This window comes from Streptococcus sp. OH4692_COT-348 (assembly GCF_003859975.1).
GTDB lineage: Bacteria > Bacillota > Bacilli > Lactobacillales > Streptococcaceae > Streptococcus.
Genome location: NZ_RQZB01000006.1, coordinates 110,242 through 122,535, shown reverse-complemented (window position 1 = coordinate 122,535; position 12,294 = coordinate 110,242). Strand labels below are relative to the sequence as shown.

Annotated in this window: 10 protein-coding genes and 1 tRNA gene; 10 read left to right on the top strand and 1 reads right to left on the bottom strand. The window is 41.1% G+C overall.

The window, feature by feature from the left end; genetic code table 11:
* Positions 1-94: 94 nt before the first annotated feature.
* Positions 95-1,411 (bottom strand): FAD-containing oxidoreductase, encoded by a 1,317-nt coding sequence (locus tag EII37_RS05095; RefSeq protein WP_124787798.1) that lies wholly within the window; start codon positions 1,409-1,411, stop codon positions 95-97.
* Positions 1,412-1,604: 193 nt separating this feature from the next.
* Here EII37_RS05095 and EII37_RS05090 point away from each other — a divergent pair, with 193 nt between their 5' ends.
* From EII37_RS05090 to vncS, 10 genes are all read left to right on the top strand, one after another.
* A complete protein-coding gene (locus tag EII37_RS05090; RefSeq protein ID WP_124787797.1) occupies positions 1,605-2,831 on the top strand; it encodes an OFA family MFS transporter in 1,227 nt (408 codons plus the stop codon).
* Positions 2,832-3,028: 197 nt separating this feature from the next.
* Complete coding sequence (locus tag EII37_RS05085) at positions 3,029-4,603, top strand: DEAD/DEAH box helicase (protein ID WP_124787796.1); 1,575 nt, start codon at positions 3,029-3,031, stop codon at positions 4,601-4,603.
* Positions 4,604-4,858: 255 nt separating this feature from the next.
* Positions 4,859-5,647 carry a GTP-sensing pleiotropic transcriptional regulator CodY gene (gene codY / locus EII37_RS05075; RefSeq protein ID WP_124787795.1) on the top strand — a complete coding sequence of 263 codons (789 nt, stop codon included), beginning with the start codon at positions 4,859-4,861 and terminating at the stop codon, positions 5,645-5,647.
* On the top strand, positions 5,647-6,222 hold the full coding sequence (locus tag EII37_RS05070) for a cysteine hydrolase family protein (RefSeq protein ID WP_124787794.1): 576 nt from the start codon (positions 5,647-5,649) through the stop codon (positions 6,220-6,222). The genes codY and EII37_RS05070 overlap by 1 nt, the downstream gene beginning before the upstream one ends.
* 80 nt (positions 6,223-6,302) lie before the next feature.
* Positions 6,303-6,388, top strand: a tRNA-Leu gene (locus tag EII37_RS05065).
* A 237-nt stretch (positions 6,389-6,625) separates the two neighbouring features.
* Positions 6,626-7,903: an ABC transporter permease gene (locus EII37_RS05060; RefSeq protein WP_124787793.1), complete on the top strand. Its 1,278-nt coding sequence runs from the start codon at positions 6,626-6,628 to the stop codon at positions 7,901-7,903.
* A 126-nt stretch (positions 7,904-8,029) separates the two neighbouring features.
* Complete coding sequence (gene vex2 / locus EII37_RS05055) at positions 8,030-8,677, top strand: ABC transporter ATP-binding subunit Vex2 (RefSeq protein WP_000173751.1); 648 nt, start codon at positions 8,030-8,032, stop codon at positions 8,675-8,677.
* Between the two features lie 55 nt (positions 8,678-8,732).
* Complete coding sequence (gene vex3, locus EII37_RS05050; RefSeq protein WP_061087752.1) at positions 8,733-10,112, top strand: ABC transporter permease subunit Vex3; 1,380 nt, start codon at positions 8,733-8,735, stop codon at positions 10,110-10,112.
* A 142-nt stretch (positions 10,113-10,254) separates the two neighbouring features.
* Entirely contained in the window at positions 10,255-10,911 is a 657-nt protein-coding gene (gene vncR, locus EII37_RS05045; RefSeq protein WP_057488616.1) for a response regulator transcription factor VncR, read from the top strand.
* Positions 10,908-12,236: a sensor histidine kinase VncS gene (gene vncS, locus EII37_RS05040; RefSeq protein ID WP_124787792.1), complete on the top strand. Its 1,329-nt coding sequence runs from the start codon at positions 10,908-10,910 to the stop codon at positions 12,234-12,236. The genes vncR and vncS overlap by 4 nt, the downstream gene beginning before the upstream one ends.
* The last annotated feature ends 58 nt before the right edge of the window (positions 12,237-12,294 follow it).

Genomic DNA, 12,294 nt, shown 5'->3' with positions numbered 1-12,294 from the left:
CTATTATATCATAAAAGAGGGAAAAGACAGATTTGAGATTTCGCAGAAATAAAAACAGCCCAAGGAGGGCTGTTCGATATGATTAAATCTCAACTTAAATCGCAAACAAGTCATTCAAGTTCTCAGCCAAGGTTGGGTGAGTGAAGATTTGTTTTGTAAAGTAAGTGTAAGGAATCTTGTTGTCCATAGCAACAGTGATGATGTTGATGATTTCTTGAGAACCTTCTGAGAAGATGCTTGCTCCAAGAATTTCTTTTGTTTCAGTATTAACAACAGCTTTGAAAGCTCCACGAAGGTCTCCATTTACGTGACCACGAGGCATTGCTGCAACAGGGATTTCCTTAACAGCGTATGGAAGTTTCAAATCAGCTGCTTGGCTTTCAGTCAAACCTACTTGTGAAAGCGCAGGTGTGATGAACATAGTATTTGGTACATTGAGACGGTCTTCAAGTGTGTAGCTGCCATCTCCAGCAAGGTAGCTGTAAACAACACGGAAGTCATCAAGTGAAATGTAAGTAAATTGAAGGCCACCGTTGACATCTCCAACTGCAAAGACACCAGGAACGTTTGTTTGACAATGTTTGTCTACTTTAATAGCACCACGTTCAGTTAGTTCAATATCTGTATTTTCAAGTTGAAGTGGTTCTACATTTGGTTTGCGTCCAGTTGAGTAGAGAAGAGCGTCGAAACGGTAAGTTTCGTTTTCAGTTACAAGGAGCACTTGGTCACCATCGTTTTTGATTTCAGTAGTGCGGACATTTTGAAGCAATTCAATACCGTCTTCTTCCATATATTGCTTAGCAAGAGCTGCGATGGAAGGTTCTGCACGAGGTAGGAAAGTATCCAAGGCATCTAGAACTGTAACCTTGCTTCCAAGTTTGTTGTAAAGACCAGCAAATTCAAGACCGATATTTCCGCCACCAAGAATTCCAAGTTTTTCAGGCAATTTGTCCAAGTTTTGGATACCTGTTGAGTCAAAGACGTTTTTGCTTGTAGCAAGTCCAGGGATTGGCAAGACGTTTGAAACAGCACCAGTGTTGATGACGATTGTTTCAGCAGTCAGTTCTTTCTTTTCATCACCAGCTTGGATTTCGATGACTTTATTTGAAAGGAAGTGAGCTTCCGCATCAAAGATGTCCACGCCTGTACCAGCAACAGTAGCATAGTTTTTACCGTTGAGGCGACCAGTGATAGTGTTTTTGGTAGCAATCACTTCTTCAAAAGACAAGTCTTTCTCAGCAGCAACAAGCAAAGTCTTAGTTGGGATACAACCAATGTTGATACAAGTTCCACCGTACATAGCTTTGCTACGTTCAACGAGGGCAACTTTTTTGCCAGCTGAAGCCAATTTACCTGCTAGTGTTTTACCAGCTTTACCAAATCCGATAACGATTAAATCATAAGTTAACATTTAGAGTTCCTCCTATTCGCATTTCATTCTAGCACAAGAAAAAAACTTTTGCACAATTCTGCTACGAAAAAGACAGAAAAAAATTAAAACGCTTTCCAGACAAAAAAATAGTAATTTTTTGACAAGCTTGATAAACTAAAATCCTATCTATTTTTATATAAGATAGAATAAATGTTCGAAAATAGGAGGTTTTATAAAATTGAATCGTTATATTATTGCCTTTGCTGGGGTCATTTTACACTTAATGCTGGGTTCGACTTATGCTTGGAGTGTTTATCGTAACCCTATTATTGAAAAAACGGGATGGGATCAGGCTTCTGTTGCCTTTGCATTTAGTCTAGCAATCTTTTGTTTGGGATTATCGGCTGCATTTATGGGGCGTTTGGTAGAAAAATTTGGTCCGAGAGTCATGGGGAGTCTATCTGCTTTTCTATACGCAGGTGGAAATATCTTAACAGGATTTGCAATAGACCGTCAGGAGCTGTGGTTGCTGTATCTCGCTTATGGCATTTTAGGTGGGCTTGGTTTGGGAGCAGGCTATATTACCCCTGTGTCAACGATTATAAAATGGTTTCCTGATAAACGTGGTCTCGCAACAGGTTTAGCGATTATGGGGTTTGGTTTTGCTTCTTTATTGACTAGTCCCATAGCGCAACATCTCATCGCAGGAGTAGGGCTTGTAGAAACTTTTTATATTTTAGGTGCAAGTTACTTTATTATCATGCTCCTAGCTTCACAATTCATTAAGCGTCCAAATGAGCAAGAACTTGCAATTTTATCTGTTTCAGGGAAAGAAAAAACAGCCTCTTTGACGCAAGGAATAGCTGCGAATCAGGCCCTGAAAAGCAATCGGTTTTATATACTTTGGATTATTTTCTTTATCAACATAGCTTGTGGTTTAGGCTTAATTTCAGCGGCATCGCCAATGGCACAGGAAATGGCTGGCTTGTCTACCAGTCATGCAGCAGTAATGGTGGGCGTTTTAGGGATTTTCAATGGGTTTGGTCGTTTGCTCTGGGCGAGTTTATCTGACTATATCGGTCGCCCTCTAACCTTTAGTATATTACTGCTTGTCAATCTTTTCTTTTCTCTCTCGCTTTGGCTCTTTACAAATTCCGTTTTATTTGTAGTCGCTATGTCTATTTTGATGACTTGCTATGGAGCTGGTTTTTCATTGATTCCAGCTTATCTCAGTGATATTTTTGGGACCAAGGAATTGGCCGCTCTGCATGGATATATTTTAACAGCTTGGGCAATGGCTGGTTTAGCAGGGCCTATTTTATTAGCAGAGACTTATAAAATGGCTCATTCTTACACACAAACCTTGTTCGTTTTTCTCATTTTATATAGTATAGCCTTGGCCTTGTCTTATTATCTAGGTCGTTCAATCAAAAAGGAAAGCCAAAAACCGCTTACATGATTTTCTAGAGAAATTAGGCTATCTTTTGCTCTGGTCTTGTGTTATACTAGATAGGTTGCAAAGAAAACAGTACTTTTCTTTTGTGGAAAAGAAGCAACACGATTTTATATCCAGTATATGAAAATACGTCATAAAAAGAAAAGTATAAACTAAGCCCTATAGGGTGGCTTCGCACCACCTTTAGAAAGAAGAAGAACGTGAAATTTAATGAATTAAACTTGTCTGCTGATTTGCTAGCAGAGATTGAAAAAGCTGGTTTTGTAGAAGCCAGTCCGATCCAAGAACAAACTATTCCCTTGGCCCTTGAAGGCAAGGACGTTATCGGTCAAGCTCAGACTGGTACAGGAAAAACTGCAGCTTTTGGCTTGCCTACCCTTGAAAAAATCCGTACAGAAGAAGCGACTATCCAAGCCTTGGTCATCGCTCCAACTCGTGAACTCGCTGTCCAAAGTCAGGAGGAATTGTTCCGCTTTGGTCGTAGTAAGGGAGTCAAAGTACGCTCAGTATATGGCGGATCAAGCATTGAAAAACAAATTAAGGCTCTTAAATCTGGTGCCCATATCGTGGTGGGAACTCCAGGTCGCCTCTTGGACTTGATTAAACGCAAGGCCTTGAAATTACAAGATATTGAAACTCTTATCCTTGACGAAGCGGATGAAATGCTCAACATGGGCTTCCTTGAAGATATCGAAGCTATCATTTCTCGTGTCCCTGAAAGACGTCAAACTTTGCTTTTCTCAGCAACTATGCCAGATGCCATCAAACGTATCGGTGTTCAGTTTATGAAAGAACCTGAGCATGTGAAGATTGCGGCTAAGGAATTGACCACAGAATTGGTTGACCAATACTACATCCGAGTTAAAGAACAAGAAAAATTTGACACCATGACTCGTCTTATGGATGTGGAACAACCAGAACTTGCTATCGTATTTGGTCGTACAAAACGCCGTGTAGATGAATTGACTCGTGGCCTGAAAATCCGTGGCTTCCGTGCAGAAGGAATTCATGGAGACCTAGACCAAAACAAACGTCTTCGTGTCCTTCGTGACTTTAAAAATGGCAATCTTGATGTTTTGGTTGCGACAGACGTTGCAGCGCGTGGCTTGGATATTTCAGGTGTGACCCATGTCTATAACTACGATATTCCACAAGATCCTGAAAGTTATGTTCACCGTATCGGTCGTACAGGTCGTGCTGGTAAGTCAGGTCAGTCTATTACTTTCGTATCACCAAATGAAATGGGCTACCTTCAAATTATTGAAAACTTGACCAAGAAACGCATGAAAGGTCTCAAACCTGCAAGTGCAGAAGAAGCCTTCCAAGCAAAAAAACACGTAGCTCTCAAGAAAATTGAACGTGATTTTGCAGATGAGACTATCCGTGCCAACTTTGAGAAATTTGGTAAGGATGCTCGTAAGCTAGCTGCCGAATTTACTCCAGAAGAATTGGCAATGTATATTTTGAGTCTGACAGTCCAAGATCCAGATAGCCTTCCAGAAGTGGAGATTGCACGTGAAAAACCACTACCATTTAAACCATCAGGTAATGGATTCGGTGGTAAAGCTAAGGGAGGTCGTGGAGGCCGTCGTGGGGACGACCGTCGAGACCGTGATCGCCGTGGCAATGGTCGTCGTGATGATTTCAAAAAAGGAAGTCGTGGAAATGATCGTTTTGATAAGGAAAAACGTTACCGTAAGGATAATAAAAAACCACGCAATACTTCAAGCGAAAAGCAAACAGGCTTTGTTATTCGTAATAAGGGCGATAAATAAGAAAAAGCGGTTCAAAATGAATCGCTTTTTTATATAAGGAGACCGAATGGAAAAGAAAGATAAATAAAATAGATATATTATCTTCTTGTAATATTATAATACACAAAAATAGGGAGCTTGTCAATAGAAAAGAAGCAATTTAATTAAAAATATTCTTGTTTTTTCAAATTGCAATTAAATAAGCAATTTTCAGATAATAATTGAAAATTCAAGCTGTTTATGTTATAATGATAGCGATTAAATTCGAGGTGAAAAATGGCACATTTATTAGAAAAAACTAGAAAAATTACTTCTATTCTGAAGCGTTCGGAGGAGCAGTTACAGGAAGAACTTCCCTATAATGCGATTACCCGTCAATTGGCAGATATTATTGACTGTAACGCTTGTATCGTCAATAGCAAGGGACGTCTCCTTGGTTATTTTATGCGTTACAAAACCAATACGGATCGTGTAGAGCAGTTCTTCCAAACTAAGATTTTCCCTGATATATATATTCAGGGGGCCAACATGATTTATGATACAGAAGCCAATCTGACAGTTGATCATGATTTGAGTATTTTCCCTGTGGAAAGTCGTGCCGACTTTCCAGATGGTTTGACGACCATTGCGCCGATTCATGTATCAGGGATTCGCCTTGGTTCTTTGATTATTTGGCGCAATGACAAAGAATTTGATGACGAGGACTTGATTCTTGTTGAGATTGCGAGTACCGTTGTTGGGATTCAACTCCTCAACTTCCAGCGTGAAGAAGATGAGAAAAATATCCGTCGCCGTACTGCTGTTACCATGGCGGTTAATACCCTTTCTTACTCCGAACTCCGTGCTGTTTCAGCCATTTTAGGGGAATTAAATGGATATGAAGGGCAGTTGACTGCGTCTGTGATTGCAGACCGTATTGGCATCACCCGTTCTGTGATTGTCAATGCCCTTCGTAAACTTGAGTCGGCAGGGATTATTGAAAGTCGCTCACTTGGAATGAAGGGAACCTATCTTAAGGTCTTGATTTCAGATATTTTTGAAGAAGTGAAGAAAAGAGATTACTAATGACTAAGGCTTTAATTTCGATTGACTATACAGAAGATTTTGTTGCAGATAGTGGAAAATTGACAGCAGGCGCTCCAGCTCAGGCGATTTCGGATGCTATTAGCAAGGTAACTCGATTAGCTTTTGAACGAGGAGACTACATCTTCTTTACTATTGATGCTCATGAAGAAAACGATTGTTTCCATCCAGAAAGCAAACTATTTCCTCCTCACAATTTGATTGGGACTAGTGGACGGAATTTGTACGGAGATTTGGGGATCTTTTATCAAGAGCATGGTTCAGACAGTCGTGTCTTTTGGATGGATAAACGTCATTACTCAGCTTTTTCAGGGACTGACCTGGATATCCGTTTGAGAGAGCGGAGAGTGTCTACCGTTATCTTAACAGGTGTCTTGACGGATATCTGTGTCCTGCATACAGCTATAGATGCCTATAATCTAGGATATGACATAGAGATTGTTAAATCAGCTGTTGCTTCCATCTGGCCTGAAAATCACCAATTTGCCCTTGGACATTTCAAAAATACACTTGGAGCTAAGTTAGTAGATGAAAATCTAAATGAAATTTCTGAGTAATTTGGTTGATGAAATGAAAAAAATTTGAAAAAAGTGTTGACAAGCATCCTAAAAGTTGATATACTAGTAAAGTAATCAACGCGGGGATGGCGGAATTGGCAGACGCGCAGGACTAAGGATCCTGTGACCGCTTTAGGTCGTGAGGGTTCAAGTCCCTCTCTCCGCATAGGATAAGAGTTAGCTTAGGCTAGCTCTTTTTTTATCTAATTCAAGTAGAGCAAAAAATTGTTGCTCTTTTTTTGTATTTCATAAAGATTTCATATTTGGGTTTTATAATAGCCTTATACTCTAATCAAATTCAAACCACGTCAGCTTCACCTTGCCGTACTCAAGTACAGCCTGCGGCTAGCTTCCTAGTTTGCTCTTTGATTTTCATTGAGTCTTACAAATATGGAGGTGACAAATGAATCCAATCCAAAGAGCTTGGGCTTATGTCAGTAGAAAACGACTGAGAAGTTTTATTTTATTTCTGATTTTGTTTGTCCTATTGGCTGGAATTTCAGCCTGTTTGACTCTAATGAAGTCCAACAAAACGGTTGAAACCAATCTTTACAAATCACTCAACACATCTTTTTCTATTAAGAAAATAGAAAATGGACAGACCTTCAAGTTGTCAGACCTAGCATCTGTAAGCAAGATTAAGGGACTGGAAAATGTTTCTCCTGAACTCGAGACGATTGCAAAACTAAAAGACAAGGAAACAGTGAGTGGCGAGCAGAGCGTGGAGCGTGATGATTTGTCAGCTGCGGATAAGAACTTGGTCAGCTTAACGGCTCTTGAGGATTCATCCAAGGATGTCACCTTTACCAGCTCGGCTTTCAATCTAAAAGAAGGGCGACACCTTCAAAAAGGAGATTCCAAGAAAATTCTTATCCACGAAGAGTTAGCCAAGAAGAACGGTCTTTCGCTTCATGACAAGCTTCGCTTGGATGCTGGACAGTCTGAAGCTGGTAAAGGACAAACTGTCGAGTTTGAAATCGTCGGAATCTTCTCTGGTAAAAAACAAGAGAAATTCACAGGCTTATCTTCCGACTTCAGTGAAAACCAAGTCTTTACAGACTATGAAAGTAGCCAAACCCTTTTAGGAAATAGTGAACCTCAAGTCAGTGCTGCTCGCTTCTATGTAGAAAACCCTAAGGAAATGGACGGACTCATGAAGCAGGTAGAAAACTTGGCCTTGGAAAATCAAGGCTATCAAGTCGAAAAGGAAAACAAGGCCTTTGAACAAATCAAAGACTCAGTTGCAACCTTCCAAATCTTTCTGACCATCTTCCTTTATGGGATGTTGATAGCTGGAGCAGGGGCCTTAATTTTGGTCTTGTCTCTCTGGTTGAGAGAAAGGGTCTACGAAGTGGGAATTTTACTGGCACTTGGAAAAGGCAAGAGCTCGATTTTCCTACAATTCTGTTTAGAGGTAGTTCTGGTATCTATCGGTGCTTTGCTTCCAGCATTTGTTGCAGGAAACGCAATCACATCTTACCTACTCCAAACCCTACTCGCAAGTGGAGATCAGGCAAGCTTACAAGATACACTAGCCAAAGCAAGCAGTCTATCAAGTAGTTTATTATCTTTTGCAGAATCCTATGTTTTTCTAGTTCTGCTCAGTTGCTTATCTGTAGTCCTTTGTTTCCTATTCTTATTTAGAAAATCGCCTAAAGAAATTTTATCGTCTATTAGTTAATACTCTTCGAAAATCTCTTCAAACCGCGTTAGCTTTATCTGCAACCTCAAAGCTGTGCTTTGAGCAGCCTGCAGCTCGCTTCCTAGTTTAATCTTTGATTTTCATTGAGTATAAGAAGGAGAAATCATGACTTTATTACAATTACAAGATGTTACCTACCGTTATAAGAACACTGCTGAAGCAGTCCTATATCAGATCAATTATAATTTTGAACCCGGAAAATTTTACAGTATTATTGGGGAGTCAGGAGCAGGGAAATCCACTCTCTTGTCCCTACTGGCTGGTCTAGATAGTCCTGTTGAAGGTTCTATCCTTTTCCAAGGAGAGGACATTCGTAAGAAGGGTTATTCCTACCATCGCATGCACCATATTTCCCTGGTCTTTCAAAATTATAACTTGATAGATTATCTTTCTCCACTGGAAAATATCCGCTTGGTCAACAAAAAGGCAAGCAAGGATACACTACTTGAGCTTGGTTTGGATGAAAGTCAGATCAAGCGGAATGTTCTCCAGTTATCAGGTGGTCAACAACAACGTGTTGCCATTGCTCGTAGTTTGGTCTCAGAAGCTCCAGTTATTCTAGCTGATGAGCCAACAGGAAATCTAGACCCTAAAACTGCTGGAGATATTGTTGAACTGCTCAAATCACTTGCCCAAAAAACAGGTAAATGTGTCATCGTAGTCACCCACAGTAAAGAAGTGGCACAAGCGTCGGATATTACACTTGAATTGAAGGATAAGAAACTGACTGAAACTCGCAATACTACGAAATAATATGAGCTTTTTCAGTTCGAACTATAAAATAGAATAAAATCTAGAAAGGGAATCTATGTTACACAACGCATTTGCCTATGTTACAAGGAAGTTTTTCAAATCGATCGTCATCTTCCTGATTATTCTCCTCATGGCGAGCTTGAGTTTGGTTGGCTTGTCAATCAAGGGAGCTACTGCCAAGGCTTCACAGGAGACCTTTAAAAATATCACCAATAGCTTCTCCATGCAAATCAATCGTCGCGTCAATCAAGGAACGCCACGTGGTGCTGGGAATATTAAAGGTGAAGATATCAAAAAAATCACCGAAAACAAGGCTATTGAGTCTTACGTGAAACGTATCAACGCTATCGGAGATTTGACTGGCTATGAACTTATCGAAACTCCAGAAACCAAGAAAAATCTGACACCTGACCGTGCCAAACATTTTGGAAGTAGCTTGATGATTACAGGTGTCAATGACTCCTCTAAAGAAGACAAGTTTGTCTCTGGTTCTTATAAGCTGGTCGAAGGTGAGCACCTAACAAACGACGACAAGGACAAAATCCTCCTGCACAAGGACTTGGCAGCCAAACACGGCTGGAAAGTAGGGGACAAGGTCAAACTAGACTCTAATATCTACGATGCAGACAATGAAAAAGGAGCCAAGGAAACAGTCGAAGTGACAATCAAGGGACTCTTTGATGGTCACAATAAGTCGGCAGTAACCTACTCACAAGAACTCTACGAAAACACAGCTATCACAGACATTCACACTGCTGCAAAACTTTATGGATACACAGAAGACACAGCTATTTATGGGGACGCAACCTTCTTTGTAACAGCGGACAAGAACTTGGATGATGTTATGAAAGAGTTGAATGGCATCAGTGGTATCAACTGGAAGAGCTATACACTCGTTAAGAGCTCCTCTAACTACCCAGCTCTTGAGCAATCCATCTCTGGTATGTACAAGATGGCCAACCTCCTCTTCTGGGGTAGCTTGAGTTTCTCAGTTCTTCTCCTTGCCCTCTTGCTCAGCCTTTGGATCAATGCCCGTCGCAAGGAAGTGGGTATTCTCCTCTCTATCGGTCTCAAGCAGGCAAGTATCTTGGGTCAATTCATCACCGAATCCATCTTGATTGCCATCCCTGCTCTTGTTTCTGCATACTTCTTAGCTACTTACACAGCGCGTGCAATCGGAAATACTGTTCTTGCCAATGTCACTTCAGGTGTTGCCAAGCAAGCTAGCAAGGCTGCTCAAGCCTCTAACCTTGGTGGTGGTGCAGAAGTAGATGGCTTTAGTAAGACCTTGTCGAGCCTAGATATTTCCATTCAGACATCAGACTTTATCATCGTCTTTGTCCTTGCCTTGGTTCTAGTGGTTCTCGTTATGGCGCTTGCTTCAAGCAATCTCCTTAGAAAACAACCAAAAGAGCTTCTGTTGGATAGCGAATAACAAACTTGCTACCTATTCTCCCCTAAATGGGGTATAATATAGGTAGCATTTTTATCTATTTCATCTTGATTAGGCCTCTTCCTTTCTGGATGAAATTGAGATGATTTACAAGAAATTTAAAGGAATGTGAAACGTTTTTTCTATGAAAATTTTAATTGTAGAAGATGAAGAGATGATCCGAGAGGGGATCAGTGATTATTTGACGGATTGTGGTTATGAAACCATTGAGGCTGCAGATGGGCAAGAAGCTTTGGAAAAATTTTCCAGCTATGAAGTAGCCTTGGTTTTACTGGATATTCAGATGCCTAAGCTCAATGGTCTAGAAGTCCTAGCTGAGATTCGCAAAACCAGCCAGGTTCCTGTCTTGATGCTGACCGCCTTTCAGGATGAAGAATACAAGATGAGTGCCTTTGCCTCTCTGGCAGATGGCTATCTAGAAAAACCCTTCTCCCTCTCCCTCTTAAAAGTGAGGGTAGACGCAATTTTCAAGCGCTACTATGATACAGGACGCGTCTTTTCTTACAAGGATACCAAGGTGGATTTTGAAAGTTACAGTGCCAGCCTAGCAGGTGAGGAAGTAGCTATCAATGCCAAAGAGTTGGAAATTCTTGATTATTTGGTTAAAAATGAAGGACGAGCCTTGACTCGTTCTCAGATTATCGATGCGGTCTGGAAGGCGACAGATGAGGTCCCCTTTGACCGTGTCATCGATGTTTATATTAAGGAATTGCGGAAAAAGCTAGACTTGGATTGTATCCTCACTGTGCGCAATGTTGGTTATAAATTGGAGCGAAAATGAAACGAACAGGTTTATTTACAAAGATATTTATCTATACCTTCTCGATATTTAGTGTTCTGGTTATCTGCCTTCATTTAGCCATTTATTTTCTCTTTCCCTCGACTTATCTGAGCCACCGTCAGGAAACCATTGGCCAGAAAGCGACAGCCATTGCCCAGTCCCTAGAAGGGAAGGGTAGGCAGAGCATCGAGCAAGTGTTAGACTTGTATTCCCAGACTAGTGATATCAAGGGGGCCGTTAAGGGCGAGATGACCGAGGACAAGTTAGAAGTCAAGGACAGCCTTCCTCTGGATACGGACCGTCAGACCACCTCTCTCTTTATTGAGGAGCGCGAGGTGACAACGCAGGACGGTGGTACCATGACTCTCCAGTTTCTAGCTTCCATGGATTTGCAAAAGGAAGCAGAGCAGATCAGTCTTCAGTTTCTGCCTTATACCTTGCTGGCCTCCTTTCTGATTTCCCTCTTGGTGGCCTACATCTATGCTCGGACCATTGTTGCTCCGATTTTGGAAATCAAGCGCGTGACCCGTCAGATGATGGAACTAGATACCCAAGTGCGATTGCGCGTGGATTCTAAGGATGAGATTGGTGATCTCAAGGAACAAATCAATAGCCTCTACCAGCATCTTTTGACTGTCATTGCGGACTTGCATGACAAGAATGAAGCCATTCTCCAGCTTGAGAAGATGAAGGTCGAATTCCTACGAGGGGCTTCCCATGAATTGAAAACACCGCTGGCTAGTTTGAAAATCCTGATCGAAAATATGAAAGAAAATATCGGTCGCTATAAGGATAGAGACCACTATCTGGGAGTTGCCTTGGGGATTGTGGATGAGCTCAATCACCACGTTCTCCAGATACTTTCTCTCTCGTCTGTGCAGGAATTGCGAGATGATAGGGAAACAATTGACCTCTTCCAGATGACGCAAAGTCTCGTTAAGGATTATGCCTTGCTCGCCAAGGAGAGAGAAGTTCGGATTGATAATGATTTAAACCATCAGCAGGTTTATCTAAATTCATCAGTTATGAAGTTAATTCTGTCTAACCTCATCAGCAATGCCATCAAGCACTCCATTCCAGGTGGCTTGGTTCAAATTGGCGAAAGAGAAGGGGAACTCTTTATCGAGAATAGCTGTAGTCCTGAAGAACAAGAAAAACTGGCTCAGTCTTTTTCTGATAATGCTAGTCGCAAGGCCAAGGGTTCTGGGATGGGGCTCTTTGTTGTCAAAAGTTTATTAGAACATGAAAAATTACCCTATCATTTCGAGATGGAGGAGAATCGTCTAACCTTCTTTATAACTTTTCCAAAAGTCGACCAAGACTAGGCAGAGAAAGGGTTTACATAGATGGAGATAGAAGAAATTCAATCGAAACTGCGGGAAA

Excerpts from the sequence above, each read along its gene's own strand:
- EII37_RS05095 (WP_124787798.1), bottom strand. The coding sequence starts at position 1,411 with ATGTTAACTTATGATTTAATCGTTATCGGATTTGGTAAAGCTGGTAAA.
- codY (WP_124787795.1), top strand. The coding sequence starts at position 4,859 with ATGGCACATTTATTAGAAAAAACTAGAAAAATTACTTCTATTCTGAAG.
- EII37_RS05070 (WP_124787794.1), top strand. The coding sequence starts at position 5,647 with ATGACTAAGGCTTTAATTTCGATTGACTATACAGAAGATTTTGTTGCA.
- EII37_RS05060 (WP_124787793.1), top strand. The coding sequence starts at position 6,626 with ATGAATCCAATCCAAAGAGCTTGGGCTTATGTCAGTAGAAAACGACTG.
- vex2 (WP_000173751.1), top strand. The coding sequence starts at position 8,030 with ATGACTTTATTACAATTACAAGATGTTACCTACCGTTATAAGAACACT.
- vex3 (WP_061087752.1), top strand. The coding sequence starts at position 8,733 with ATGTTACACAACGCATTTGCCTATGTTACAAGGAAGTTTTTCAAATCG.
- vncR (WP_057488616.1), top strand. The coding sequence starts at position 10,255 with ATGAAAATTTTAATTGTAGAAGATGAAGAGATGATCCGAGAGGGGATC.
- vncS (WP_124787792.1), top strand. The coding sequence starts at position 10,908 with ATGAAACGAACAGGTTTATTTACAAAGATATTTATCTATACCTTCTCG.